We start from the raw sequence: 24,850 nt of genomic DNA, 5'->3' as shown, positions 1-24,850 counted from the left end.
GGCGATAACGGAATTAGTCCGAAGCGTGCCGCACGGGCAGGATTCTTGCACAAAACCGGCAAGTCTCACACCGACAGGGACGAGATTTCCTTGTAAGCCGCGACAAGGCGATTACGCACCTGCACCGCCGTCTGGAATCCGACGTTGGCCTTTTGCATGTCGACGATCACGTCGTTCAAGGAAACATTGGGCGCGCCCAGCTCGAAGGCCTTGGCCTGGGCGACGGCGGCATTCTGGGCGCCGGACACCCGCTTCAGGGAACGCTGAAGCTCGGCGGCGAAACCGTCGCCGATCGGTGATGCGCCGTTGGAGGCGTCGGGAGCGGAGCCTTGGGCGACGCGCACCACCTGGCGCATCTGCTCCAGCATGTTCTCTATTCCAGCCAGTCCGGCTATTGCCATGGCAAATCTATCCTTTATTGTCGGTTGCGAGAGACTACCGCTCCGCGCCCCTGCGCATATGGCATAAATGAAGTCAAAAAACCCGATATTTCGCCTGCTTGGGGTCCGGCACTTGTACCGGGAAAGACATAAATGGCAAATGACGCCAAAAACCCGGGTTTTTCTTCCCTTGGGATGCAGGGCCGGGCCGCCATAATCCACGCTCCGATACCCGAAGCACGTTGCATGTGTAACTTGCCTACCCCTAACGTACATCCCCGGAACTCGCGCCGTCTGGCGAGCGGGGGCAGCCGATGAACCAGCAGGCCACCCTGACCGCTTCCCTGATGTCCCGGTTTCCCGTGCTGGAAAAGCTGCGGACCGTCCCGAAACCGCTCTTGCTGGGCGCGGCGGCGGCGGTCATCGCGCTGATCGTCGCGGCCGTGATGTGGGGACGCGATCCCAACTACAAGGTACTGTTCTCCAATCTGGACGACCGGGACGGGGGGGCGATCGTCTCGGCGCTGAACCAGATGAACGTGCCCTACCGCTTCAATGAGACCGGTACGGCCATCCTGGTGCCCGCGGAGAAAGTCTACGACGCCCGCCTGCAGCTGGCGGGCCAGGGCCTGCCGCGCGGCGGCTCGGTCGGCTTCGAGCTGCTGGACAACACACGTTTCGGCGCCAGCCAGTTCACCGAGCAAATCAATTACCAGCGCGGCCTGGAAGGCGAACTGGCACGCTCGATCGAGTCCATGAACGCCGTGCAGCACGCCCGTGTGCATCTGGCCCTGCCGCGCCAGACGCTGTTCGTGCGCGACCGCCGTCCGCCCACCGCATCCATCGTGCTGACGCTCTACCCGGGACGCAGCATCGGCGATTCCCAGGTGTCGGCCATTTCGTGGCTGGTGGCCTCCAGCGTGCCGGAACTGACCGTCAGCAATGTGTCCATCGTCGACCAGAACGGCCGACTGCTGTCCTCCCCCACCGGGGAAGGCCGCGGCATGGACGCCGACCAGACGCGCTTCGTGCGCGAGACGGAACAGCGCACGGTCGAACGCATCCTGGCGATCCTGAACCCGCTGGTCGGTCCGGGCAATGTCCACGCCCAGGCCAGCGTCGACATGGATTTCTCCCGCCGGGAAGAAACGTCGGAGGTCTACCGGCCCAACCAGGAGCCGGGCCAGGCCGCGGTGCGCAGCCAGCAGACCAACGATTCGCAGCAGACGGGTGTCAACCCGGCGCAAGGCGTGCCGGGCGCCCTGACCAACGAGCCGCCGGCCAATGCCCAGGCGCCCATCGTCAATCCGCCGGCCAACCAGCAGCCGCAACGCCCGGGGCAACCCGGCGCGCAGCAGGCCCAGGCCGGCCAGCAGCAGACCGCCACCGCGCCCGCCGTCCCGCAGGGGCCGTCGACCACGCGCCGCGAGAACACGACCAACTACGAAGTCGACCGCACCATCAGCCATGTCAAGCAGCCGGTGGGCTCCGTCAAGCGCCTGTCCGTGGCCGTGGTCATCAACTACATGCCGGACAAGGATGGCGAGCCCAAGGCCCTGCCCGAGGAACAGCTGAACAAGCTGACCACGCTGGTGAAGGAAGCCATGGGCTATTCCGAGGCGCGCGGCGACTCGCTGAACGTGGTCAACAGCCAGTTCAACGACACCGAGCCGACGCCGCCGTGGTGGAAGGACCCCGCCAACATCGCGATGGCCAAGACCGCGCTGGGCTGGCTGGTGCTGGCACTCCTGGCCCTGTGGGTGTGGCGTTCGCTGGTGCGGCCCATCTACGAACGCTATATGAATCCGCCCATCGATCCCGAGCTGGCCGAGATGGAGCGCCAGGAAGCCCTGCGCGAGGCCCAGGAGCAAGCCCGCGCCAAGGAGATGGATCGTTTCGACGAGAACATGAAGCGCGCCCGCGATATGGCTACCAAGGACCCGCGCGCGGTGGCCATGGTGCTGCGTACCTGGATAAGCAAAGATGCCAAGTGATAAACCGATCGACGGCATGACCCGGGCAGCGGTGCTGCTGATGTCATTGGGCGAGGACGCCGCCGCCGAGGTATTCCGTTTCCTGAGCGCGCGCGAAGTACAGCAGGTGGGCGCCGCCATGGCGCAGCTCAAGCAGGTGACGCGCGAAGACGTGGCCGAGGTGCTGGAGGAGTTCCGCCAGGAGTCCGACCAGTTCATCGCCGTCACGCTGGGTTCGGACGACTACATCCGCAGCGTCCTGACCAAGGCGCTGGGCAGCGACCGGGCGGCCGGCCTGATCGAAGACATCCTGGAAGCCGGCGACAGCGGCAGCGGCATCGATGCGCTGAACTGGCTGGACCCGCACATCGTGGCCGAACTGATCGGCGACGAGCATCCGCAGATCATCGCCACCATCCTGGTGCACCTGGAACGCGACCGCGCGGCAGCCGTGCTGACCCGCCTGACCGAACGCCTGCGCAACGACGTGATGCTGCGCATCGCGACTTTCGGCGGCGTCCAGCCCACCGCACTGTCGGAACTGACGGAAACGCTGAACGCCGTGCTGGCCGGCCAGGGCGCCAAGCGCAGCAAGATGGGCGGCGTGCGTACCGCGGCGGAAATCCTCAATATGATGAATTCCACCGACGAGGAAAACGTCGTCAACAGCCTGCGCGAGCGCGACGCCGACCTGGCGCAGAAGATCGTCGACGAGATGTTCGTGTTCGAGAACCTGCTCGACGTCGAGGACCGCGGCATCCAGCTCATTCTCAAGGAAGTCGACAACGACACCCTCATGGTGGCGCTCAAGGGCGCGGTGGAAGACCTGCGCGACAAGTTCCTGCGCAATATGTCCAGCCGCGCGGCCGAGATGCTGCGCGAAGACCTGGAGGCCCAGGGCCCCATCCGCATGTCCAAGGTAGAGGCCGAGCAGAAGAAGATCCTGCTGGTGGCGCGCCGCCTGGCGGAGAGCGGACAGATCGTCCTGGGCGGCCAGGGAGACGACGCGTATGTCTGAGCGCCGCGCCGTCCCGGCGTCGTCCCCCGGCGCGACGTGGCAGCGCTGGCGCCTGGCGTCGTTCGAGGAACAGGACGCGGCGGCGCACGTGCCGGAGGTGCTGCCCGACCCGGGGCCCGATCCCCGCCAGGTGCGCGAAGAAGCGCGCCGTGCCGGCCATGCGCAAGGGCTGGCCGAAGGCCGCTCGGAAGGCTACGACCTGGGCGTGGCGGAAGGCCGCGCGCGCGGCTACGAGCAGGGACTGGAAGAAGGCCGCAAGGCCGGGCATGCCGCCGGCCTGATCGACGCGCGCGAGCAAGGCGCGGAGGAAGCGACGCGCCTGCGCGCGATCGCCGAGGCCACGGCTTCCTCGCTGGCGCAGCTGGAAGAAAAGACCGGCCAGGCGCTCCTGACCCTGGCGCTGGACATCGCCCGCCAGGTCGTGCGTGTCACCGTCGCCCAACAGCCCGAGGCGCTGCTGGCCGCCGTGCGGGAAGTGCTGCACATGAATCCCACCGCCGGCGCGCCGCTGCGCCTGTGGCTGCATCCCCTGGACCTGGAGCTGGTGCGCCTGCACCTGGCCGAAGAACTGAAAACCGGTCCGTGGCGCGTGCTGGCCGACGAATCGATCACGCGCGGCGGCTGCCGGGCGGAGACCTCGCTGGGCGAAATCGACGCCACGCTGGAAACGCGCTGGCGCCGCGTGGCCGCCTCGCTGGGCCGCGACATGCCGCTGGAGGACGCGCAATGAGCGATCCGCACGCGACCGCACCGATTGCCGGCGTGCCCGCCGTCCCGGTGGTGGATCGCTGGGTCACGCAACTGCAGATCGGATCCATCCGGGCCAATTCGACGGACCCATGGCTGGCGACGGGGCGCGTCACCCGCGCCACCGGACTGGTGTTGCAGGCCACCGGCCTGCGCCTGCCGGTGGGCGCGGTGTGCCGCATCGAGATCGCGCCGGGCCACGATCACTGGGCCGACGCGGAGGTCGTGGGCTTCGACGGCCACACGCTGTACCTGATGCCGCAGTCGGATATTTCCGGCCTGCCGCCGGGCGCGCGCGTGGTGCCGGGCGAACCGCCCCTGCAGCGGCAGATCCCCCTGCCCCGCAAGGCCATCCTGAACGGCAACGCCAAGCCCGCGCTGGGCCGCCACCTGCCCGTCGGCAACGCCTTGCTGGGCCGCGTACTGGATGGCGGCGGACGGCCGCTGGACGACCTCGGTCCCCTGGTCGGCGCCGACCAGGCGCCCTTGTCCGCCCTGCCCATCAACCCCTTGTCGCGCGCCCCCATCGATACGGTGCTGGACGTGGGCGTGCGCGCCATCAACGGCCTGCTGACGGTCGGACGCGGCCAGCGCATGGGGCTTTTCGCCGGCTCCGGCGTCGGCAAGAGCGTGTTGCTGGGCATGATGGCCCGCTACACCAAGGCCGACGTCATCGTCGTGGGCCTGATCGGCGAACGGGGCCGCGAAGTCAAGGAATTCATCGAACACAACCTGGGGCCGGAAGGCCTGGCCCGCTCCGTCGTGGTGGCCGCGCCGGCCGACGTATCGCCCCTGCTGCGACTGCAAGGAGCGGCCTACGCGACCCGCATCGCCGAGCATTTCCGCGACCAGGGCCTGGACGTGCTGCTGATCATGGACTCGCTGACCCGCTATGCCATGGCGCAGCGCGAGATCGCCCTGGCCATCGGCGAGCCGCCCGCCACCAAGGGTTACCCGCCCTCGGTGTTCGCGCGCCTGCCGGCGCTGGTGGAACGCGCCGGCAATGGCGCGCCCGGCCCCAACGGGAAGGCGGGATCGATCACCGGCTTCTATACCGTGCTGGCGGAGGGCGACGACCAGCAGGACCCCATCGCCGATTCCGCGCGCGCCATCCTGGACGGCCATATCGTGCTGTCGCGCCATCTGGCCGAGGCGGGCCACTACCCCGCCATCGACATCGAGGCGTCGATCTCGCGGGCCATGACGTCGCTGATCACGCAGGAGCAGTTCGCCGTAGTGCGGCGCTTCAAGCAGGTGGTATCGCGCTATCAGCGCAACCGCGACCTGATCGCCGTGGGCGCCTATGCGCCGGGCCACGACCTTGCCCTGGACGATGCCATCGCCCGCTATCCGCGGCTGGAGGCATTCCTGCAACAGAACATCGGCGAAAAAGTGGACTACACGACTGCCGTCGCGCAGTTGCAGGCCACGCTACAAACGGGTGACGCGCATGCCTAGCCAACTTCCCCTTGACATGCTGATTTCGCTGGCCAAGGATCATACCGACGAGGCCGCCAAGCAGCTTGGCGGCCTGCACGTGGCGCGCAACAACGCCGAACAGCAGCTGACCATGCTGAACGACTATCGCGCCGACTACCTGCTGCGGCTGCAGAACGCCATGATGACGGGCATGTCGGCGGCGGACTGCCACAACTACCAGCGCTTCATCGCCACGCTGGACGATGCCATCGACCAGCAGCGCGCGGTCCTGGAGCAGGCCGCCACCCACTTGGAGCAGGGCAAGGAACGCTGGCGCGAGGAGCGCCGCAAGCTCAACTCCCTGGACGCGCTGGCACAGCGCCAGCAGCAGGTGGTGGCGCGCGAGGACGCGCGCCGCGAACAGCGCCTGAACGACGAGTACTCCGCCCGCCTGGTCAGGCAGGGCGCGGGACTGCACTGATATAGATAGAGGACGCCGACCATGACTACTCCGCTTGCCATGCTGGCCGTTGCCGCGCCCGCGCCCTCTTCCGGCCCGGCCTCCGGCGCCTCCGCGTCGGATGGCCGGGGCGCGCGCGAGGGCGATGCCTCCAGTTTTTCCGACATCATGGCGCGCCAGCGTGCCGGCCAGGACAGCGCCGCGGCGCCCGCCGCCGACGCTGGCCAGCCCGCCGCGGCCGATGCGCCGGCGGCCCAGCCGGCGGGCACCGCCGGCCCGGTGAACGACGCCGCCGCCGTCGACGCCGGCGCCAAGGATGATGACAAGACCGCCGCGGACCTGGCGGCCGGCGCCGCGCCCACCCTGGCGCAACAGGCCCTGGCCATCGCCGCCATGTCCCTGCAGATACAGGCCGGCGCCGACAACGGCTCGAGCCCGGCGCCTGGATCGCCGGCGCAGGCCGGCCTCGGCCAGGGTGCCGCGCCGTCCGGCCTGGGCGCCGCGGCCGATGTGCCGGCCTTGCCGCAGGCCGGCGCCGCCGGCGCCCCGACGCAGGCGGCCGGACAGAACTCCGGCACGGCCGCCGGATTCGCGGGCGCCGCCAGCCAGGCCGGTGCGGCGCAGGACGGCCTCCCTGGGACGCCATCCACGGCGAACGCCCTGGCCACCCCGGACACATCGGCGCCCAAGGGCCGGGTGGCGGCGCCAGCGCGCGGCGCCGACACGCATGGCCAGGATCCGCGTGCCGCCGGCGGATCCGCCGATGCCGCCAGCGCCTCGGCCGCCGACATCCGCGACGCGGCCCATGCGACCGGGCAGGAGGACGCCGCCCATGCCGCCATCGCCGGCAGGACCAGCGGCCGCGACGAGAACGCCGCGCCGGACGCCACCGCCGTTCCGCGCAATGCCGCCCACGCGGCCCAGGCCGACATGACGCAGACGCTGGCAAGCGCCTGGCAGGCGCCCGCCGCACCGGCCGGCGGCAATACCGCCGCACCGGCCGTCCGGACACCGGTCGGCCAGCCGCAATGGGGCGCGGAGCTCGGCAGCCAGCTGGTGCTGATGACGCATCGTGGCGGCAACGACTCGCACACCGCCGAACTGCGCCTGGACCCGCCGGACCTGGGGCCGCTGCGCGTCACGATCAAGCTGAGCGACGGCGTGGCCGAGGCCTCCTTCGTCTCCGCCCACGCCGCCGTCCGCCAGGCGGTGGAATCCGCCCTGCCCCAATTGCAGCAGACCCTGGCCCAGGCGGGCATCTCGCTGGGCCAGGCCAATGTCAGCGACCAGGGCGCGCAGGCCGGGTTCGGCGGCATGAACCAGGGCGGCGACCGCCCCGGCCAGGGCGCCGGGCAGGCCCAGCCGTCGCAGGCCGATGCGTCGGGCGAAACCGTGCAGATCGCCGTGCCGGCGCCGCGCCGCGCCAACGCCGGACTGGTCGACACCTTCGCATGAACGCCGCGGTTCGCCCCCTTGGCCGGCCGCCCCGCGGCCGGCTCGGAGCGCCTTCGAGCAATAGGCGGAGATACCCAGTTTTCGCCCTGTTTTTCCCTTGCGTCCCGCCTGCCCAAGTCAGGCAAAATGCAATCGAATAATCGATATCCGTTTCCCAGGCAAACAACCACCATCCAAGATGGCGACATCCAAAACCTCCACCATGCCGTCCCGCAGCACCCTGCCGATGCGCAACAACGGCTCGTCGCGATTCCTGCGCCCGATCATCGGCCTGCTGGTTCTGCTGATCGTCGCCGCCGCCAGCGTCGCGACGACGTGGATGATCACGACCCGGTCGCAGCGCAACGCCGCCAATTCGGCCGTGCAGATCAACGTGGGGCAGGCGCAGCAGCCTACGGTCGGCGCCACGCCGACCACCTTCGTGCCGCCGCCGCAGACGCCGCAGGCGGTGCCGGCGCCCATCTTCATTCCCATTACGCCTTTCACGGTCACGCTGCAGAGTGCCGACCGCGAGCGCATCGTGCACATCGCGATGACGCTGCGCGTGGCCGACGAACAGTCGCGCCAGCGCATCGAGAAATACATGCCGGAAGTCCGCAGCCGCGTACTGATGCTGCTGTCGGCCCAGACGCCGGAAAGCGTGCAGACGCCGCAGGGCAAGGTCGACCTGGCCAACGCCTTGCTGAAGGCGGTCAACAAGCCCTTTACTCCCCTGCCTGACGGACAGTATGTCACCGACGTGCTGTTCACCGAATTCGTGGTGCAATAAGCATGGCTTACGAGGCGTTCCTATCGCAGGACGAAGTAGACGCCCTGCTGGCGGGCGTCACCGGCGAAAGCGACGGCAAGGAAACCAGCCAGAACGAACAGGACGGCGTGCGCGCCTACGACCTCAGCTCTCCGGAGCGGGTGGTACGGCGCCGCATGCAGACGCTGGAGCTGATCAACGAGCGTTTCGCGCGTCACATGCGCAACGTCCTGCTGAACTTCATGCGCCGCAACGCCGACATCACCGTCGGCTCCATCCGCATCCTGAAGTACTCGGATTTCGAGCGCAATCTGCCCGTGCCCAGCAACCTGAACATGGTGCAGATGAAGCCGCTGCGCGGCACCGCCCTGTTCAGCTACGACCCCAACCTGGTGTTCCTGGTCATCGACAGCCTGTTCGGCGGCGACGGCCGCTATCACACCCGGGTCGAGGGCCGCGATTTCACCACGACCGAACAGCGCATCATCCGCCGCCTGCTGAACCTGACGCTGGAAAGCTACGGCAAGGCCTGGGAAGCGGTCTACCCGATAGAGTTCGAGTACGTGCGCTCGGAGATGCACACCAAGTTCGCCAGCATCACCGGCTCGAATGAAGTCGTCGTGGTCACGCCCTTCCACATCGAATTCGGCGCGACCGGCGGCGACCTGAACATCTGCCTGCCCTACTCCATGATCGAGCCGGTGCGGGATCTGCTGACCCGCCCGCTGCAGGAGACGGCGCTGGAAGCGGTGGACCAGCGCTGGGCGCGCCAGCTGTCGCGCCAGATCCGCAGCGCCGATGTCGAGCTCATCGCCGAATTCGCCCGCATACCTTCCTCCATCGGCGAGCTGATGAAGCTGAAGGTCGGCGACGTACTGCCGGTGGACGTGCCGGAAATCGTCACCGCCCATGTCGATGCCGTGCCGGTGCTGGAATGCGGCTACGGCGTGTTCAACAACCAATACGCGCTGCGCGTACAGAAACTGCTTACCCCCGTGGATCCCGAGAACGAGGCCCCCGACCATGACTGATCAGAACGCCGAGCGGCCCGACCAAAACAAACCCGCCGCGGCGAGCGCCAGCGACGACTGGGCCGACGCCCTGGCCGAGCAATCTCGCGCCGCGCCGCCCACGCAGGCCGACGGCCTGAAGCCGGCCGACGACTGGGCCGATGCCCTGGCCGAACAGACCGCCGCCGCCACGCCGGCGGCCTCGCCAGCGCCGGCCGCGCCCGCCGCCCCCGCCGCCAAGCCCGCGGGCGCATCCGTCTTCAAACCGCTGTCCGGCTCTAGCGAAAAGTCCACCGCCGACATCGACCTGATCATGGACGTGCCCGTCCAGCTGACGGTGGAACTGGGCCGCACGCGCCTGACCATCAAGAACCTGCTGCAGCTGGGACAGGGATCGGTGGTGGAGCTCGACGGCCTGGCCGGCGAGCCGATGGACATTTTCGTCAACGGCTACCTGATCGCCCAGGGCGAAGTCGTGGTCGTCGACGACAAATACGGCATCCGCCTCACCGACATCATCACGCCGGCCGAACGCATCAACCGCCTGAACGGCCGCCGCTGAAGGCATCATGGGCGACGCCGCTACCGTCCGTGTCATCGTGGGCCTGGTCTTCGTCATCGCGGCGATCCTGGCCTGCGGCTGGCTGGCGCGCCGGACCGGCCTGGCCGGACGCGCGGCGGGCGGCACGATGCGCATCGTCGATAGCCTGAACCTGGGGCCGCGCCAGCGCATCGTGCTGCTGGAGCTCGCCGACGCCTGGGTGCTGGTAGGCGTTACGGCCGGCCAGATGAACGTCCTGCACACCATGCCGGCAGGCGTAGCGGGCGCCCCCGCCCAGGCGCCCGGCGCCCTGGTGACCTCATTCCTGGCCCGCCGCCGCGCCAAGGCCGGCGAGACCGCCGCGACGGCCGACGGCGAGCCCTTGCAATCCGCGCTGCCGCGCGACGTTTCCTTCGCCAGCAAACTCAGCCAGGCGCTGCGCCGGGGCTGATACCGCTGGATGGTCCCATGACACGTTTCCACCGCGCCCACTCCGGCGAAGCCGGCGCCCTGCGCCGCGTCCTGACGGGCCTGGCCCTGCTGGCCCTGGCCTGCCTGCCCATCGCGGCGTCGGCGCAGGCCACCCTGCCGGCGCTGACGGCGACCCCGGGCCCGAACGGCAGCGAAACCTATTCGCTCAGCGTGCAGACGCTGCTGATGCTGACCTCGCTGACCTTCATCCCGGCAGTCCTGCTGATGATGACCGGCTTCACGCGCATCATCATCGTGCTCAGCCTGATGCGCAACGCGCTGGGCACGCAGACCACCCCGCCCAATCTGGTGCTGGTCGGACTGGCCCTGTTCCTGACCGCGTACACGATGTCGCCGGTATTCGACCAGATCTACAAGGACGCCTACGAGCCCCTGTCCAATGGCGCGATCTCGTTCGAAACGGCGATCGAACGCGGCGCCCAGCCGCTGCGCACCTTCATGATGCACCAGACGCGAGAGACGGACCTGTCGCTGTTCGCCAACCTGACCAACCAGCCGCCGCTGGAGGATCCCTCGGCGGTGCCCATGAAAATCCTGGTGCCCGCCTTCATCACGAGCGAACTGAAGACCGCTTTCCAGATCGGTTTCACCATCTTCATCCCCTTCCTGATCATCGACATGGTGGTGGCCAGCGTCCTGATGGGCCTGGGCATGATGATGGTGCCGCCGATTTCGGTATCGCTGCCGTTCAAGCTGATGCTGTTCGTGCTGGCCGACGGCTGGCATATGCTGCTGGGCTCGCTGGCCCGCAGCTTCTACCAGTAACCGGAGGCCAGGCATGGACGCCGAAACCGTAATGACGCTGACCTACCAGGCGATGCGCATGATCCTGATCGTGGCCGGGCCCCTGCTGCTGGTCACGCTGCTCGTCGGCCTGCTGATCAGCGTGTTCCAGGCCGCGACGCAGATCAACGAAATGACGCTGTCCTTCATCCCCAAGCTGGTGGCCGTGGCCGGCACGCTGGTGCTGCTGGGGCCGTGGCTGATCGGCATGCTGACGGACTACATCCGCCAGATCATGGACCAGATTCCCCACCTGGTCTCGTAAGCCGCCCACGCGGCACGCCGCCATGATCACTTTCACGCTGGACCAGTGGTATGGATGGATCAATACTTTCCTGTGGCCGTTCGCGCGCCTGCTGGCCCTGATCGGCGTGGCGCCGCTGTTCGGCGAAACCTCCGCGCCGCGCACCACCAAGATCGGGCTGGCCGCCATCCTGGCCATCGTGATCTCGCCCTCGCTGCCCCCCATGCCCACCGTGGCCCCCGGCTCTTTGGCGGGGCTATGGATACTGGCCCAGCAGGTGTTCATCGGCGTCGCGATGGGCTTTTGCATGCGGGTCTGCTTCGCGGCCGTGCAGACGGCCGGGGATTTCGTCGGCCTGCAGATGGGCCTGTCGCTGGCCACCATCTTCGATCCGACCACGCAGGCCAATACCGAGGTGCTGGCGCGCCTGTTCAACATCCTGGCGATGCTCATGTTCCTGAGCGTGAACGGGCATCTGATGATGCTGGGCATGCTGGTCAAGACCTTCACCATCCTGCCGATCGGCACGCCTGCCCTGAACCCGGAAGGCTGGTCCATGGTGGCGCAGCTGGGCAGCAAGATTTTTTCTTCGGGCTTATTGCTGGCGCTGCCGCTGATCGCCTCGCTGCTGGCGATCCAGCTGGCCTTGGGCATACTGAACCGCGCGGCGCCGCAGTTGTCCGTCTTCGCGGTCGGTTTTCCCCTTACGCTGATTGCCGGTGTCCTCCTTCTGGCCGTCGCGTTACCGCAAAGCACGGGCTTCCTGTCCGGGCTGTTCCAGGAAGGTATTAACGCGATGGAACGGCTGGCCGGATTGCTGGGCGGGACATAGTCGCCAGAGGGTTATGGCGCGTCGGTCTCGCCGAGCCAGACGGAGGAAAATGAACCCTTGCCGTTGTAGTTCCTGCCGGCGCAGTACAGGGTAACCGGGATGCCGCTCAAATAGGCCGACATCAACACGTTATATTGAGCCGCACCCTCGGCCGAATCGTTGCGATATGCAGACCATTCCGCGGAAAGCTCATCCGAAGAATCCCACCTGAAGGCAATCGATATATTCGTGTCGCCGAGCCAGCTCGACGCCACCGATGCCACATAACCCTTTCTCATGATTCCGGCGTCCGCGCCGACACAACTTCCGCCGGTCGCCGCCTTCTGTGCTCCGGATTTGGCAGTGGGTACATTGCCGCTTTCATTCGCTGAGGCGGCGAGAAACGCCGTGGACAACAGCGCGAAACCCAACAAAGCTGTGGCGATATTCTTCATGATAGTGTCCTGGCGAAAATCGGGCCGGTTGGAACGTCGGGGTGCCGCGCCATCGGTCACGGCGCGCTCGTATCACCGAACCACACGGAGCTGAACGAATCTCTTCCTGTGGCCGGACTCTTGCCCATGCAATACAAGGTCGTCTTGGACCCGGTCACCAAAGCCGTTATCAAGGCTGTCAGTTGGACGATCCCGTCATCCTCATTGGTGAAATAACCTGACGACTCGATGGTGTAGGTACTGCTGGTCGGCTGTTCCTTGAAGGCGATCGTCGTATTGTTCGTGCCGAACCAGCTGGCGCCGACCGAAACCACGTAGCCGACACGCTCCTCGCCGGACTTGGCGCCCTTGCAAGTGCCAGCGGACGCCTTCGCGCGGGGAACACCATATTCAGGGCTGGGCACCTTCTCGCCTGGACCCGCCGCGAGGGTCGCGACTGACGTCGCCCACAGGCACAAACCGAATGTTGCAGTCATGATTTTGTTCATGATAGGGTCCTGAGCGAATCGAATGGAGCGAAATCCATGACCGGTGGCCAGATGTGGCATAAGCGGTTATGGCGCGTCCACATGACCGACCCAGAGATAGGTGAATGAGTCCCTGCCGGTCTTGGGATTTTTGCCGCTGCAATACAAAGTCACCGGGACTTTGGCCAAATAGGCCGAAACAAGTGAGGTGAGCTGGGCGCTTCCTTCGGCCGTATCGGTGAAGTAACCGGAGGACTCTATGGAGTAGTTATCGCTGCTCAGTTGATCCTTGAACGCGATAGTGGTGTTATTCGTTCCAAACCAGCTGGTCCCCACGGAGGCGACGTAGCCGGTGCGCCGCTCGCCGGCAATCGCGTGAGCACAACTGCCCGCCGTCGCCAGCTCGCGCGGGAGACCCCGTTGTTCCTTGCCTGGCGCATTCCGGATTTCTTCCGCGGCGGATGCGGAAACCGACGCGCATATCAGGTAGAGTCCAAACACTGCCGCGGCTATGTTTTTCATGGTGTAGTTCTGCCAGCAAAATGGGCCGAGGGAAAGCCAGGCGCCGTTCGCCCGGCGAAGGGCCTTATCGCGCCGCTCACAAGCACCACACGCGCCCCACGCCAGTGGCGGTCACGGCGTCGTGGTGTATCCGAGCCATACATAGGTAAACGAATATCTGTGGGTATCCCGGCTCCTGCCTATGCAGTAGATGGTCACCGGATCGCCAGTCAGATAGGCGGATATCAAGGTACTGTATTGAGCGAGCCCTTCATCCGTGTCGGTGAAATACCCGGACGACTCGACGGTAGAATTGCCCGCGGAATCCGCAAAAGCGATGGTCGTATTGTTCGTGCCGAACCAGTTCGTTCCCACCGAAACGACATAACCGATCCTCGTTTCCCCTTCGACCGCGCCCGCGCAAGTGCCCTCCGACGCATCCTTGCCGGCGCTTTTGCCCTGGGTTATCGGCGACACGTCTTTCAGGAGCGACGACTGTCGGCTCGCATCGGCGGCCATTGCAGCCCCGCAGGCCGACAATGAAGCCAGACCGAATAAGCCAATGGCGATCTTTTTCATGGATAGCGTCCTCAGGCGGAAGCCGCGGATCAGCGCGGCGAACCCACGGCATGATTGCCCGCAGCGGAAGCGCCCGGTCGGGAAACCGCCCGCGATCCGGCGCGCGTGATGCTGCGCGCCGCATTCGAGGCATAACCGGCCACGGAAGCGTAGGCCTGGCCCACCCACCCTACTTCCACCCGGAGATCGACCGAAGACATCTCCTTGGAGCCAGCATAGTGATTGCAGGGGTAGTTGGTCTTAGGTGGGCCGCACGTAACGCTCTCGATATTTGCTATGCCGTTGCGTTGCAGAAGAGGACCGAACAGCGGGTGCGAATCCGGGTCCGGCTGGTTGGAAAATTTCGCCTTCAAGGCGCCCTTGGGACCCTTGAATGAATATTCCCAGAATCGCTCCTCTATCGTCAGCAACCCTAATCCGGTGTACGCGCGATACCGCCATTTGACTGCGAAGTCGGTACTCGTATTGGAGCCGCAATACTGCACCTTGAACACCGTGGTTACCACTGTGACTCTATCGTCCGCCGCGCGTGCAGCAACGGGTATGCTATCCGGGAGGTCGCGGACAGGGCATGACGAAAGGGAGACCATCTTCAATTCATAATCGGTACGCGTGCTATTGGTAAAGGTCAAATTGACCGTCAACCACTCCGCAGTAACCTTATCCGCGGTTTCGTCGGCATAGGCTGCATGGCATGCCGCCACCAGTACGGAAGCCAAAAAAAATGCCGCTTGCCTTGCCTTCCCGGTTTTCATCGTCGGTCCTTATTTCCCGGTCATCGAAATGGGAGTGTTCCCGCCGTTCCACTGGCTCCACATTAATCGACGAAAACGCTGCTGCGCGTTCTTCCGACGTAATCTAATGTCAGTAGGCGTCTCGCGCGCATCCGCTTTGGCGGGTTGACCTTGAACGCCGATTGCCGGAACCCGGTACGCGACATCCGTACACATGTGCCCGGCTCGGGCGTCGAGCCGCCATTGGAAGTCGCGCCATGTCAATCGACACTCTCTATTCCCGCTCTCGCGAGCTGCACACGCCTTATGCGCCTGCGGCCCAGGCCGAGATCTCCGACAGCGTCGACGTGTTCTCGCGATGGCGGCGCGATGTCGCCGTTCACGACGAAGTCGGCACGACGATTCCAGACAATACGTCGCAGCCGCCTGTCCAGCTGGCGCCGCCGACGGCGGACGCATTCATCCGCGGAATCGACTGGACAACCGCCCTGGGACCGGTGCCAGGACAGGGACAAGCGGTCTATTACGATGGACTGACGCTGCGCAATGCCGGTGGCAAGCCCATGACGCAGGTCGTGGAGGACCTGGAATCGCGCATCGGCGCAGTCCTGCGTGCACGGGGAGTGGCCGCGATTCTCGGCGCGGGCGACTGCGTCTCACTGGAGCGGCGCGTCCGCCGGACGATGATCGCGGACCCGACGCTATCGCTGCATCCGCCGCCCGACGTGCGCTACGGCGGCCCACGCTGGTTGGCGATATGGACGGCGATCCGCGTCTTGGAAGAACTGGGCCTTTCCTCGCACGACCGGTCCGTAGACGACCTTGTCGCAATAGGCCGGGCGGAGGCCGCTGCAAGAGCGCAAAGAAATACCGTCACCAGCGGCGGGCCGGGGCCTGCGATCGTCACCCCGCGGGTCGACCTGGGCGCCCTGCTGCTGATGTCCCATGCGGCAGGCACCATCGACCTCCATGCCTGCGCCCGATCCGATGCAACAATCGCACCCCGGCTGCTGATCGAGCGCTACCGAGACGTGTTCGCCGACGATCTGCGTTTTCTCGATCTGCTGTGGAGTTCCGCGCATCTGCAGCTATCGACCGGCGCGGAGCTGGCGCGAGGCGCATTGCGCGCCGCGGGCATCGATCCAGACCACCGGATGGACGGGCAATCTGCCCCCATTCCCAGTATCCACGGGCCTCTGCGGCTCAAGCATCCATCCCCGCCAGCCGCGCAGGGGCAACGCGTGTGCGACTTCTACCTGTCACGAGGAAAACTGGAGTTCGACGACATCCCCAGGGAAACGGCGCCCGTATCCGCACCGGATTCCCGAAGGGAGCCGGCCCAGGCGGCGCGCATCCGCGCGCTGCTGGCGCTTCCTTTGCAGGACCAGTTCAACAGCCTGTTCAGCGCACAGGCCACATTAGTAAGCCAGTACACGGCCGCCCTCATCGATGCCTCCATCTCTCGTTATGGCAAGCAGTATGGCATCGACTTCGACAATGCCGCGATCACCGTCAGCCTTGCCCGGCCAGGGGGTCCGGAACACGCCCGGCCGCAAGGCGGGAACACCGGCGCCGACGGGGCAGCGGCGTTCACATTCACATCCACATCGGCGAACGACAGCCGCGGCTATTTCGTCGCCATCGAGACGCCGGCCGGCAGCCACGTTTACTTCCTGTCCTGGGAGACCGGCACCGAGCTCGCGCTTCCTGCCGACGTGGGCATCCACGAATGGGCCCGACAGCATCGCGACCTGGTGTTCGGCTCGACAGGTATCGGCGATAAGGGCACGCAAGCGCCTGCCCAAGATCCTGGGCTGCTTGTGCGGACGCTGGCGTCCGGAACACGATCGGAGATTGTGGCCGCAATCACGGCCAAGATCATGGCTGCCCAGGAGGCCGGCCGTGCCGCGGCATACCGCCGCGACGAACCCGTTCAAGCGCAAGGATCCGGTCTGGAGAGACCCGGTCTGGAGAGACCCGGTCTGGAGGGACCCGGTCTGGAGAGACCCGGTCCGGACGGGCCCGGGCTTGCCCTCGCGCCTTTGCGCGCCGCCTTGCGTGCAATATCCGGAGGACATCCGCATCATGTCTACGACTGCGCTGCCATGGAGGTACTTATCCTGGCCCCTGGTATCCGGGAAGGAATAACGGCGGGCTCTGGTGCGGCCCAGGCATTCGCAGACGAAATCGAGCGCGCGTTCGCGGAAGTGGGAAGCACACACATCTCGCGCATTATCGGGCAGGCGCTCGCCGCTCCAAGGGACTTGCCGCGCCTGTTGCGGGGCGGTGGCCGGCTCACGTCCAAGGGCGTGGAGATCCTGTCGATGCGCCTGAAATCGGCGCGGCCCGGCCTGGCGAAGGAGCTGACCCGCGCAATAGAGACACGTGCGCTGTCGCCTTACGGCCTGGACTCCGTCCAGCATGGCGCGCCTGCGACCGTCGTCTCCCCGCGCGCTGGCGCAACGGACGGCGCCGCGACTTCACGCACGATCGACGCCGACGCCGCACGTCGCCTGGACAGGAAAGTGCCCGACGGAACGCCAAACTATCGAGGCGCCCATACCATCTACGACGCTGTTGGCGCATACGCATACGACTGGTGGAAGGATGGCGACTTTGCGTATACCGGCTTTCTGGCGGACACCCCGACGGTCGCCCTGGCGATGGATATCCTGCGACATGCCACGGACCTGTCTGAGCACGGCTGGTGGAAAAATGAATTCGACGAATACTTCGATATTCGGGTCTTGAACCTGGAAAAATCCGCGTACCGCATTACGGGCACCGATTTGGCGGACGCGTCCGCCGCGGCCGGGCACGAAGCCGCGATGAGGGACGCGCTTAGGACATTCCTGGCCAGCGTCTACGCTTCGTCGGAGACCTTCCGAGGTTTGGCGAATGACGCCAGAGCCGCGGGCCGGCTCGGCAAGGACAAAAAATGGCGTTTGCGCATCGCCGCGCCTGACACGATTTCGCAGGGGCGATCGACATATGCCGGGCTATGGCCGCATGTTGACTTCGCCTCCAGAACCGCCGAAATACCCGACGTCCAGGCGCCCCCTGAAGGATCGCCGGGCTCGACGCTGACCGATTCCGGTGCGTTCGCACCTGCCGACGCTCGCGCCGTCGTCCTGCACGAAATACTTCACATCCTGACGGCGAAGGGCGACCCTCCGGTGGGTCGCTGGGACAATGATCCATCCCTGCTTGCTCGTGGCTTTCCAGAACGCGGCCCGGTCGAATACTTGACGCAACGGATTCTGAAGGAATGCGGCATCGACGTGTCGCGGCGGCTATGTTATCTGCATCTGACACAGGCGCACCGCGACGTAGTGCGCGACCGCATCCCGTTGCAAGACCTCGGATCGCTGCAGCGCTACGTCGACATGCAGGATGAGTATCTTTCCAAGGTGTTCCCGAACCGGATAGCCGCACCAACCCCAGTCCGTCGGCCTGTAGGCGCGGACGCTACGGTGCCTTGAAAGCCCCGATCCACGTGGACGAAAATGTCCCATCGCCAGTGCAGTACAGGGTGACCGGGGCTTGGCTGACATAAGCGGACATCAGCACACTATATTGCGCGGCGCCTTCGGCGCTGTCGTTCCGATAGGCCGAGATTTCGATGCTCGATAGACCCGACGAGGGCGCCAGGAACGAGATCGACATCGTGGTGTCGGTCCGCCAACTGGGTGACACCGAGGCGACGACGCCTTTTTTCATGGCACCGCCGCCGGCTCCCACGCAACTGCCCTCGTCCGCGTCCTTTGCTTGCCGGCCGAATTCCGTCGTGGGCACCTTCTTGCCGGCGTCCGCGGCGCTGGCGGAAAGCGATGTGGACAACAAGGCAAAGCCGAATAAAGCCGTGATGATAGGTTTCATGGTAGCGTCCTTTAGAGGGAGTCTGGCGGAATCTGGGATCGCGCTTCTTCGTACATGGGTCAAGGCGCGGGGATATCGCCCACCCAGACGGAGCTGAACGAATACCTATGGGTAGCGGGACTCCTGCCCATGCAGTACAGGGTGACCGGGTAGCCGGTCAGATAAGCCGTCATCAGCGCATCCAGTTGCGCGATGCCCTCGTCCGAGTCGGTGAACAATCCCGACGACTCGATGCTGGTCGTCTCGGACGAATACCGTTGGAAAGCGATGGTGGTGTTATTGGTGCCGAACCAACTGGTCCCCACGGACGTGACGTAGCCGATTTTCTCGTCGCCGGAGTTGGCGCCGTCGCACGTTCCTTCCGACGCCTTCACGGCGGGGCGGCCGTATTCCGCTGTCGGCGCCTTGGGGCTCGCGTCCGCGGCAAACGCGCAGACCGGCGCCAATAGCAGGGAAAAACTGATTATTGCGGTGGTGGTTTTCTTCATGGTCGCGTCCTCACGCAGTCGTCCAACAACGCCGGCATTCCCGCATCCGGATAGCGGCTACGGCACGGCGGCGTCGCCGAGCCAGATATAGGTGAACGAATCGCGGCCCGTCTTGGCGTTCTTGCCGGTGCAATAGATGGTCACCTTGGCGGTCATCAGATAGGCCAAGACCAGGCTGGTGAGCTGGGCGACGCCCTCGTCCGTATCGGTGAAGTAGCCGGAGGATTCGATGCTGTAATCGTTTCGGGACAAATTCTCGAAGGCGATCGTGGTGTTGTTCGTACCGAACCAGCTCGTGCCTACCGACCCGATGTACCCGACTCTGGTGTCACCCTTGCTGGCACCGACACATGTGCCTTCCGTTGCGTCCTTCGTCGGGGAAGTCCCCCTTGGCGGATCGGCGGCCAGGGCGGCGGCCGGGACGCACAGCAGGGAAAAACTCAATATTGCCGCGGCGATCTTTTCCATCATCGTGTCCTATGAGCGAATTGGTAATGCCGGATACCCATGCCGCGTGGCCGGACGGCGGGATTTTCCCCGGCGTGTCGCGGCAATAGACGGCTTGGATCGCGTCAGCGCGGTTGCGGGGGATCGGTCGCCATGGTTCCCACCCACACATAGGTGAATGAATACCTGCCGGTACTCCTGCTCTTGCCGATGCAATATATGGCGACCGGAGCATTGGTCAAAAAGGCGGAGAACAGGGTGCTGTATTGCTCCCTGCCTTCCGGCGTGTCGGTCGAATAGTCTGACGACTCGATCGAATAGGCATCCGAATCAATCTCTTCCAATGCAATGGTTATCGCGTTGGAGCCATACCAATTCGCTCCCATCGAGGCGACATATCCGGTTCTCCACTGCCCCTCCTGGGCGCCTCTGCATGTGTTGTCCGACTCTTTGGTAGCGGGCTTCTTGCCGGCTTTCGTGGCGGATGCATGCGGGCCGGTATCCGCGGCAAGGGCAGCGACGGAAGTCGACAGCAAGGCGATAGTCAAGGAGGCGGCGGCTAGCTTTTTCATGGAGACCTTCCTGAGCGAAATTTACGGGGAGCTACGCGGTACCTGGCCTGCCCCGCGAGGGTAAGCGCCAGTCATATCTCCGGCCCCTGAACCAGCAAAATCCGTATCGCCGGTCGGGGGTAGCAACTTATCCGGCGCCGTTCGGCTCGCCGGATGTCGCCGCAGCCAATACCTGGAAAGCGGACTGTCGGTCGGTGACGTGCCTACATTAGCGGATGTGTTTTCTGCCTGGCGTGGCCGCAGGCGTAATGTCTTGTCAGGAAGCGTGAACGACGCTTCGCCCGCCGGCTGCCCCGGGACACACCGATTCAAGGCGACGAAGCCCCCCCGCAAGGGTAAAAAAAAATGCGGCCCCGAAGGGCCGCATCGATACGTTTATAGAATTGAACCGAATCGGCGTTACCCCGCCGCGAGCGGCGCGTACGCCGCCCCACCCGCCAATTGCTGCGCGGGCACGTCGATGACCTGCCCTTCGTTGATCTTGAACACCGACACGGCCTCGGCCAGGCGCTGCGCCTGTTCCTGCAGCGAGCCGGCGGCCGCCGCGGCTTCTTCCACCAGCGCTGCGTTCTGCTGCGTGACTTCGTCCATCTGCGACACCGCGCGGTTGACCTGGTCGATGCCGCTGGATTGTTCCTCCGACGCCGCCGAGATCTCGCCCATGATGTCCGTGACCCGCTTCACCGAGGCCACGATCTCCTGCATCGTCGAGCCCGCCCGCTCCACCTGCTGCGAGCCCGCCCCCACCTTGGTCACCGAATCCTCGATCAGCGCCTTGATCTCCTTGGCCGCCTGCGCGCTGCGCTGCGCCAGCGAGCGCACTTCGCCCGCCACCACCGCGAAGCCCTTGCCCTGCTCGCCCGCGCGCGCCGCTTCCACCGCCGCGTTCAGCGCCAGTATGTTCGTCTGGAACGCAATGCCGTCGATCACGCTCACGATCTCGGAAATCTTGCGCGAGCTGCCCGAGATCTCCTGCATCGTGTTCACCACCTCGGCCACCGCCGCGCCACCGCGCTCGGCCACGTCCGAGGCGCTGGCCGCCAGCTGGTTCGCCTGCCGCGCGTTCTCTGCGTTCTGCTTCACCGTCGAGGCCAGTTCCTCCATCGAGGCCGCCGTCTCTTCCAGCGAGGCCGCCTGCTGTTCCGTGCGGCTGGACAGGTCCGTATTGCCCGCCGAAATCTCCCGCGAACCCACGTTGATCTCGTCCACCCCGCGACGCACCGCCGACACCGTGCGCGTCAGGCTCTCCTGCATGCGCTTGAGTGCGCCGTACAGCATACCGATCTCGTTGTGCGAACGGATGTCCACGCGCTGGGTCAGGTCGCCGTTGGCGATCTTGTCGAAATGCTGGCCCGCTTCGACCAGCGGCCGGACGACGACGCGGCCGAATACCACGCGCGCCAGGATCATCAGGATGATGGCCAGGCCCACGGCGCCCGCCACGGCGATCAGTGCCAGGTTCAGGTTCTGCCTGGCCTGCGCGGCCGTGTCGGTCTGCGCGGTCTTGATGTACTTGGAGAACTCTTCGATGGCATCGATGAAGGCGGCGCTACGGGGCGTGCCGTATTCCGTGTTGACCATATAGAAGGTGCTGTAGTCCTGGCTGCGCAGCGCCTCTACCATGGTGTCGACGCCGTCGTCGATGTAGGAGCGGTAGCGGCGCACCAGGTTCATGGACAGCTGGCGGCCGGTGTCGTCTTCCAGCATGTTCTTCTGGAAGTCGCCGAAGTTATTGCGCACTTCCGCGAGCAGGTCGTTGGCCGACTTCAGCGAGTCGGCCGCGTCCTTCTTGGCGGTCGCCGCGGCTTCGGGCGATACGTTGGGCGCGCCGGCTTCCTGCAGATCGCGCGCCGATACCAGCAGCGCGACACGCGCGCGCAACATGTTGGCGTTGATGATCTGTACCTGCGTGGCGCGATCGGTCAGGGCGCCCAGTTCGATCACCGCGCGGTAGTTCTGGTTCAGGAAAAAGGCCGCCATGCCGCCCACCGCCACGATCAGCAAGGCGAAGATGGCCAGGACGAACACCAGCATCGTGCCGACGCGCGTATCGCGCACCGAGAACTTGCGCTTGACCTTGGGTGTACGGCCCGCCTTGCGCTTGCTGGCCTTGGCCTTACGGCTCGTATCTGCGATGGCTTCCATGAGGCCCTCCAAACTCGCAATTAGATTCTAAAAAGTGGCCGGTGGCGATCCTCTTGCGAGGCGGCGCCGCGGCCGTCGGGTGTCGCGGGCCTTACGGCGCGGACACGGGTATCGCGGTCGTGCCGGGCGATGTGGTCATGGCGGCGCCGCTTGCCGGCGTTTGCGCGCCGCTTCCGTCCGTCGCCGCTGTCTCCGTCGGAATGGACGCGGCGCCCAAAAGCTTGCGCCGCGTCGCGTCCGTCAACGGGACATTGGTGGTATCCAGCACCCGCGCCAGGCGGCCATCCGGCCCGAACTGCAACATCGCCTCGCGGCGGTAATAAATCGCGTCCGTCACCAGGGATATCTTGTACGCCCACAGCGCGATGGTCGAACCGTCGGATTGGGGCAGGACCTGCTGCGGCATGCCCTGCAGCACCTGCACGGCATCGACCATGGTCGTCTTGCCCGGCTGCAGGCCGGCGACCGCGTCCGTGGAAAAATGCTGTCCCGTCGCGCAGCCCAGCAGCATGCTGCCTGCCAGGCAGGCCAGCAAGGCGGCCCGCCATTTCACGATGAGATGCGATGGTCGGTTCATGGCGGTCCTAGAAGGATTCCCAGTCGTCGTCGCTCAGGGCCGCGGCCCCGCCGCCGGCCGCCACGGCGCGCGGCTTGGCCGGCGCGGCGGCAGGCTTGCGGGCCGGCGCGTTATCGTTGGCGGCCGGCGCACGCCTGCTGGGCGCGGCGGCCGCGCGTGGCGGGGCGGCGGGCGTCCTGGCGGCACGCGGCGCGGCCGCAGCGGCCGACGTGGCCGTCGACGTCGCGGCCGGGGCCGCATGGTTCAGGCGCGGCGCCTCGGCCGGCACGACGGGTTCCGCCGGCGTCGCGGCGACGCGGGGCGCGGCGGGCGACGGGATGGCCCGGGCCGCCACGTCGATGACCTGGCCCTGGTTCAGCTTGAACACCGACACGGCCTCGGCCAGGCGCTGCGCCTGTTCCTGCAGCGAGCCGGCGGCCGCCGCGGCTTCTTCCACCAGCGCGGCGTTCTGCTGCGTGACTTCGTCCATCTGCGACACCGCGCGGTTGACCTGGTCGATGCCGCTGGATTGTTCCTCCGACGCCGCCGAGATCTCGCCCATGATGTCCGTGACCCGCTTCACCGAGGCCACGATCTCCTGCATCGTCGAGCCCGCCCGCTCCACCTGCTGCGAGCCCGCCCCCACCTTGGTCACCGAATCCTCGATCAGCGCCTTGATCTCCTTGGCCGCCTGCGCGCTGCGCTGCGCCAGCGAGCGCACTTCGCCCGCCACCACCGCGAAGCCCTTGCCCTGCTCGCCCGCGCGCGCCGCTTCCACCGCCGCGTTCAGCGCCAGTATGTTCGTCTGGAACGCAATGCCGTCGATCACGCTCACGATCTCGGAAATCTTGCGCGAGCTGCCCGAGATCTCCTGCATCGTGTTCACCACCTCGGCCACCGCCGCGCCACCGCGCTCGGCCACGTCCGAGGCGCTGGCCGCCAGCTGGTTCGCCTGCCGCGCGTTCTCTGCGTTCTGCTTCACCGTCGAGGCCAGTTCCTCCATCGAGGCCGCCGTCTCTTCCAGCGAGGCCGCCTGCTGTTCCGTGCGGCTGGACAGGTCCGTATTGCCCGCCGAAATCTCCCGCGAACCCACGTTGATCTCATCCACCCCGCGACGCACCGCCGACACCGTGCGCGTCAGGCTTTCCTGCATGCGCTTGACCGCGCCGTACAGGGCGCCGATTTCATTGGTGCTGCGCACCTCGATATGCTGGCTGAGGTCGCCCGCGGCGATCTTGTCGAAATGCTGCCCGGCTTCGCGCAGGGGGCGCAGCACCATGCGGCTCAGGACCAGCCAGCAGGCAACGGTAAGGATCAAGGCGATGACCACCATGACCACCGTCACGGCGCGAGCCAGGGTGAAGTCGGAATGGCCCTGCGCCACCATGTCGTCCGTGCCCTTGTCCAGGTACTCGAGCATGACTTGGACCGACTTGTCCAGGGTCTGGTTCGCGCTGGAAGAGGCCTTGGACGACGCCATATACGCGTCGACCTGCCGGGACCGCAAGGCATCGATCTGCGCGTCGATCAGGCCGGCGTAGGTCTTGTAGTTGGCCTGTATGGCCTGCGCCATGTCGACCGTGGCCGGCAGCTTGGGGGACTGGTTGAACAGGCTCATGCGCTTGTCCGCGTCGGCCTTGAAGCCCGCGGCACGCGTGAGCTGGTTCATGCCCTCGTCGACGCGGTTGGTCTGCATCATCTCGTAGGCGTTGTTCAGCACCTGGCGAGCGCGCAGCACCTGCGCGTACGAGGCGTACAGGTTCACCACCTGGTCGCTGTACAGCGTGTTGACGGTATCCAGCTTACTGTTGCTGGACTGCAAGCCCAGCCAGGACACGGCATTGGAGCCGAGCATGGCCGCCAGGTACAACGCCAGCAGGGCAATAATGGACGTGCGGACTTTCATATTGGCGAACATATCGTTATCTATCCAGCAGGCCGGCGTT

At 65.9% G+C, this 24,850-nt stretch carries 27 protein-coding genes; 14 read left to right on the top strand and 13 right to left on the bottom strand.

Annotated elements, in window-relative coordinates; all coding sequences use genetic code 11:
• Window positions 1–65: 65 nt before the first annotated feature.
• On the bottom strand, window positions 66–401 hold the full coding sequence (gene fliE / locus BAU06_RS11525; RefSeq protein WP_066349040.1) for a flagellar hook-basal body complex protein FliE: 336 nt from the start codon (window positions 399–401) through the stop codon (window positions 66–68).
• A gap of 293 nt (window positions 402–694) precedes the next feature.
• Between fliE and fliF the strand changes: the two genes are divergently transcribed.
• The 13 genes from fliF to fliR all read left to right on the top strand — a co-directional run bounded on the left by fliF (window position 695) and on the right by fliR (window position 12,102).
• Window positions 695–2,374, top strand: coding sequence for a flagellar basal-body MS-ring/collar protein FliF (gene fliF / locus BAU06_RS11520; protein WP_066349038.1), 1,680 nt, complete (start codon window positions 695–697; stop codon window positions 2,372–2,374).
• Window positions 2,364–3,371: a flagellar motor switch protein FliG gene (fliG, locus tag BAU06_RS11515; protein ID WP_066349037.1), complete on the top strand. Its 1,008-nt coding sequence runs from the start codon at window positions 2,364–2,366 to the stop codon at window positions 3,369–3,371. Before fliF ends, fliG begins: the two co-directional genes overlap by 11 nt.
• The gene (gene fliH, locus BAU06_RS11510) at window positions 3,364–4,101 is read left to right on the top strand and encodes a flagellar assembly protein FliH (protein WP_066349035.1); all 738 of its coding nucleotides are present in this window, start codon (window positions 3,364–3,366) and stop codon (window positions 4,099–4,101) included. The genes fliG and fliH overlap by 8 nt, the downstream gene beginning before the upstream one ends.
• Window positions 4,098–5,576 carry a flagellar protein export ATPase FliI gene (fliI, locus tag BAU06_RS11505; protein ID WP_066349033.1) on the top strand — a complete coding sequence of 493 codons (1,479 nt, stop codon included), beginning with the start codon at window positions 4,098–4,100 and terminating at the stop codon, window positions 5,574–5,576. The genes fliH and fliI overlap by 4 nt, the downstream gene beginning before the upstream one ends.
• A complete protein-coding gene (gene fliJ / locus BAU06_RS11500; protein ID WP_066358890.1) occupies window positions 5,569–6,018 on the top strand; it encodes a flagellar export protein FliJ in 450 nt (149 codons plus the stop codon). Before fliI ends, fliJ begins: the two co-directional genes overlap by 8 nt.
• 21 nt (window positions 6,019–6,039) lie before the next feature.
• Complete coding sequence (locus BAU06_RS11495) at window positions 6,040–7,452, top strand: flagellar hook-length control protein FliK (protein WP_066349031.1); 1,413 nt, start codon at window positions 6,040–6,042, stop codon at window positions 7,450–7,452.
• Window positions 7,453–7,630: 178 nt separating this feature from the next.
• A complete protein-coding gene (locus BAU06_RS11490) occupies window positions 7,631–8,221 on the top strand; it encodes a flagellar basal body-associated FliL family protein (RefSeq protein ID WP_066349026.1) in 591 nt (196 codons plus the stop codon).
• A 2-nt stretch (window positions 8,222–8,223) separates the two neighbouring features.
• On the top strand, window positions 8,224–9,231 hold the full coding sequence (gene fliM, locus BAU06_RS11485; RefSeq protein WP_066349024.1) for a flagellar motor switch protein FliM: 1,008 nt from the start codon (window positions 8,224–8,226) through the stop codon (window positions 9,229–9,231).
• Complete coding sequence (gene fliN, locus BAU06_RS11480; protein WP_066349023.1) at window positions 9,224–9,772, top strand: flagellar motor switch protein FliN; 549 nt, start codon at window positions 9,224–9,226, stop codon at window positions 9,770–9,772. Before fliM ends, fliN begins: the two co-directional genes overlap by 8 nt.
• A gap of 7 nt (window positions 9,773–9,779) precedes the next feature.
• Window positions 9,780–10,202: a flagellar biosynthetic protein FliO gene (fliO, locus tag BAU06_RS11475; RefSeq protein WP_066349021.1), complete on the top strand. Its 423-nt coding sequence runs from the start codon at window positions 9,780–9,782 to the stop codon at window positions 10,200–10,202.
• A 17-nt stretch (window positions 10,203–10,219) separates the two neighbouring features.
• On the top strand, window positions 10,220–11,008 hold the full coding sequence (fliP, locus tag BAU06_RS11470) for a flagellar type III secretion system pore protein FliP (protein ID WP_066349019.1): 789 nt from the start codon (window positions 10,220–10,222) through the stop codon (window positions 11,006–11,008).
• Window positions 11,009–11,021: 13 nt separating this feature from the next.
• Complete coding sequence (fliQ, locus tag BAU06_RS11465; RefSeq protein ID WP_066349017.1) at window positions 11,022–11,291, top strand: flagellar biosynthesis protein FliQ; 270 nt, start codon at window positions 11,022–11,024, stop codon at window positions 11,289–11,291.
• Between the two features lie 22 nt (window positions 11,292–11,313).
• The gene (gene fliR, locus BAU06_RS11460) at window positions 11,314–12,102 is read left to right on the top strand and encodes a flagellar biosynthetic protein FliR (protein WP_066349015.1); all 789 of its coding nucleotides are present in this window, start codon (window positions 11,314–11,316) and stop codon (window positions 12,100–12,102) included.
• Between the two features lie 11 nt (window positions 12,103–12,113).
• On the opposite strand, the gene BAU06_RS11455 is transcribed toward fliR, so the two are convergent.
• The 5 genes from BAU06_RS11455 to BAU06_RS26615 form a co-directional block, all read right to left on the bottom strand.
• Window positions 12,114–12,536 (bottom strand): hypothetical protein, encoded by a 423-nt coding sequence (locus BAU06_RS11455; RefSeq protein ID WP_066349014.1) that lies wholly within the window; start codon window positions 12,534–12,536, stop codon window positions 12,114–12,116.
• 56 nt (window positions 12,537–12,592) lie between these two features.
• The gene (locus BAU06_RS11450; RefSeq protein WP_066349013.1) at window positions 12,593–13,024 is read right to left on the bottom strand and encodes a hypothetical protein; all 432 of its coding nucleotides are present in this window, start codon (window positions 13,022–13,024) and stop codon (window positions 12,593–12,595) included.
• A gap of 66 nt (window positions 13,025–13,090) precedes the next feature.
• Complete coding sequence (locus BAU06_RS11445; RefSeq protein ID WP_156770213.1) at window positions 13,091–13,525, bottom strand: hypothetical protein; 435 nt, start codon at window positions 13,523–13,525, stop codon at window positions 13,091–13,093.
• 111 nt (window positions 13,526–13,636) lie between these two features.
• Window positions 13,637–14,083, bottom strand: coding sequence for a hypothetical protein (locus BAU06_RS11440; protein ID WP_066349006.1), 447 nt, complete (start codon window positions 14,081–14,083; stop codon window positions 13,637–13,639).
• Between the two features lie 29 nt (window positions 14,084–14,112).
• The gene (locus BAU06_RS26615) at window positions 14,113–14,838 is read right to left on the bottom strand and encodes a hypothetical protein (protein ID WP_156770212.1); all 726 of its coding nucleotides are present in this window, start codon (window positions 14,836–14,838) and stop codon (window positions 14,113–14,115) included.
• A 236-nt stretch (window positions 14,839–15,074) separates the two neighbouring features.
• Between BAU06_RS26615 and BAU06_RS11430 the strand changes: the two genes are divergently transcribed.
• Window positions 15,075–18,299 (top strand): hypothetical protein, encoded by a 3,225-nt coding sequence (locus BAU06_RS11430; protein ID WP_066348998.1) that lies wholly within the window; start codon window positions 15,075–15,077, stop codon window positions 18,297–18,299.
• On the opposite strand, the gene BAU06_RS11425 is transcribed toward BAU06_RS11430, so the two are convergent.
• The 7 genes from BAU06_RS11425 to BAU06_RS11390 all read right to left on the bottom strand — a co-directional run bounded on the left by BAU06_RS11425 (window position 18,286) and on the right by BAU06_RS11390 (window position 24,822).
• Window positions 18,286–18,696, bottom strand: coding sequence for a hypothetical protein (locus BAU06_RS11425; RefSeq protein WP_066348996.1), 411 nt, complete (start codon window positions 18,694–18,696; stop codon window positions 18,286–18,288). The genes BAU06_RS11430 and BAU06_RS11425 overlap by 14 nt on opposite strands.
• 59 nt (window positions 18,697–18,755) lie before the next feature.
• Window positions 18,756–19,184 (bottom strand): hypothetical protein, encoded by a 429-nt coding sequence (locus BAU06_RS11420; protein WP_066348994.1) that lies wholly within the window; start codon window positions 19,182–19,184, stop codon window positions 18,756–18,758.
• A gap of 57 nt (window positions 19,185–19,241) precedes the next feature.
• Window positions 19,242–19,655 (bottom strand): hypothetical protein, encoded by a 414-nt coding sequence (locus BAU06_RS11415; protein ID WP_156770211.1) that lies wholly within the window; start codon window positions 19,653–19,655, stop codon window positions 19,242–19,244.
• Between the two features lie 101 nt (window positions 19,656–19,756).
• A complete protein-coding gene (locus tag BAU06_RS26610; RefSeq protein ID WP_156770210.1) occupies window positions 19,757–20,203 on the bottom strand; it encodes a hypothetical protein in 447 nt (148 codons plus the stop codon).
• A 399-nt stretch (window positions 20,204–20,602) separates the two neighbouring features.
• Entirely contained in the window at window positions 20,603–22,348 is a 1,746-nt protein-coding gene (locus tag BAU06_RS11400) for a methyl-accepting chemotaxis protein (RefSeq protein WP_066348980.1), read from the bottom strand.
• Window positions 22,349–22,439: 91 nt separating this feature from the next.
• Window positions 22,440–22,925: a hypothetical protein gene (locus BAU06_RS11395; protein ID WP_066348978.1), complete on the bottom strand. Its 486-nt coding sequence runs from the start codon at window positions 22,923–22,925 to the stop codon at window positions 22,440–22,442.
• A gap of 7 nt (window positions 22,926–22,932) precedes the next feature.
• Complete coding sequence (locus BAU06_RS11390) at window positions 22,933–24,822, bottom strand: methyl-accepting chemotaxis protein (protein ID WP_066348975.1); 1,890 nt, start codon at window positions 24,820–24,822, stop codon at window positions 22,933–22,935.
• Window positions 24,823–24,850 lie beyond the last annotated feature (28 nt).

Source organism: Bordetella bronchialis (genome assembly GCF_001676705.1).
Lineage (GTDB): Bacteria > Pseudomonadota > Gammaproteobacteria > Burkholderiales > Burkholderiaceae_B > Bordetella_C > Bordetella_C bronchialis.
This window is presented reverse-complemented; position numbering and strand designations above follow the sequence as displayed.

Coding starts and splice junctions, on each gene's coding strand:
- BAU06_RS11415 (WP_156770211.1), bottom strand. CDS start 19,655: ATGATGGAAAAGATCGCCGCGGCAATATTGAGTTTTTCCCTGCTGTGC.
- BAU06_RS11420 (WP_066348994.1), bottom strand. CDS start 19,184: ATGAAGAAAACCACCACCGCAATAATCAGTTTTTCCCTGCTATTGGCG.
- fliR (WP_066349015.1), top strand. CDS start 11,314: ATGATCACTTTCACGCTGGACCAGTGGTATGGATGGATCAATACTTTC.
- fliQ (WP_066349017.1), top strand. CDS start 11,022: ATGGACGCCGAAACCGTAATGACGCTGACCTACCAGGCGATGCGCATG.
- fliH (WP_066349035.1), top strand. CDS start 3,364: ATGTCTGAGCGCCGCGCCGTCCCGGCGTCGTCCCCCGGCGCGACGTGG.
- fliM (WP_066349024.1), top strand. CDS start 8,224: ATGGCTTACGAGGCGTTCCTATCGCAGGACGAAGTAGACGCCCTGCTG.
- BAU06_RS11395 (WP_066348978.1), bottom strand. CDS start 22,925: ATGAACCGACCATCGCATCTCATCGTGAAATGGCGGGCCGCCTTGCTG.
- fliO (WP_066349021.1), top strand. CDS start 9,780: ATGGGCGACGCCGCTACCGTCCGTGTCATCGTGGGCCTGGTCTTCGTC.
- BAU06_RS11400 (WP_066348980.1), bottom strand. CDS start 22,348: ATGGAAGCCATCGCAGATACGAGCCGTAAGGCCAAGGCCAGCAAGCGC.
- BAU06_RS11490 (WP_066349026.1), top strand. CDS start 7,631: ATGGCGACATCCAAAACCTCCACCATGCCGTCCCGCAGCACCCTGCCG.
- fliN (WP_066349023.1), top strand. CDS start 9,224: ATGACTGATCAGAACGCCGAGCGGCCCGACCAAAACAAACCCGCCGCG.
- fliP (WP_066349019.1), top strand. CDS start 10,220: ATGACACGTTTCCACCGCGCCCACTCCGGCGAAGCCGGCGCCCTGCGC.
- BAU06_RS11495 (WP_066349031.1), top strand. CDS start 6,040: ATGACTACTCCGCTTGCCATGCTGGCCGTTGCCGCGCCCGCGCCCTCT.
- fliF (WP_066349038.1), top strand. CDS start 695: ATGAACCAGCAGGCCACCCTGACCGCTTCCCTGATGTCCCGGTTTCCC.
- BAU06_RS11445 (WP_156770213.1), bottom strand. CDS start 13,525: ATGAAAAACATAGCCGCGGCAGTGTTTGGACTCTACCTGATATGCGCG.
- BAU06_RS11440 (WP_066349006.1), bottom strand. CDS start 14,083: ATGAAAAAGATCGCCATTGGCTTATTCGGTCTGGCTTCATTGTCGGCC.
- BAU06_RS26610 (WP_156770210.1), bottom strand. CDS start 20,203: ATGAAAAAGCTAGCCGCCGCCTCCTTGACTATCGCCTTGCTGTCGACT.
- BAU06_RS26615 (WP_156770212.1), bottom strand. CDS start 14,838: ATGAAAACCGGGAAGGCAAGGCAAGCGGCATTTTTTTTGGCTTCCGTA.
- fliE (WP_066349040.1), bottom strand. CDS start 401: ATGGCAATAGCCGGACTGGCTGGAATAGAGAACATGCTGGAGCAGATG.
- BAU06_RS11430 (WP_066348998.1), top strand. CDS start 15,075: ATGTCAATCGACACTCTCTATTCCCGCTCTCGCGAGCTGCACACGCCT.
- fliI (WP_066349033.1), top strand. CDS start 4,098: ATGAGCGATCCGCACGCGACCGCACCGATTGCCGGCGTGCCCGCCGTC.
- BAU06_RS11450 (WP_066349013.1), bottom strand. CDS start 13,024: ATGAACAAAATCATGACTGCAACATTCGGTTTGTGCCTGTGGGCGACG.
- BAU06_RS11455 (WP_066349014.1), bottom strand. CDS start 12,536: ATGAAGAATATCGCCACAGCTTTGTTGGGTTTCGCGCTGTTGTCCACG.
- BAU06_RS11390 (WP_066348975.1), bottom strand. CDS start 24,822: ATGTTCGCCAATATGAAAGTCCGCACGTCCATTATTGCCCTGCTGGCG.
- fliJ (WP_066358890.1), top strand. CDS start 5,569: ATGCCTAGCCAACTTCCCCTTGACATGCTGATTTCGCTGGCCAAGGAT.
- fliG (WP_066349037.1), top strand. CDS start 2,364: ATGCCAAGTGATAAACCGATCGACGGCATGACCCGGGCAGCGGTGCTG.
- BAU06_RS11425 (WP_066348996.1), bottom strand. CDS start 18,696: ATGAAACCTATCATCACGGCTTTATTCGGCTTTGCCTTGTTGTCCACA.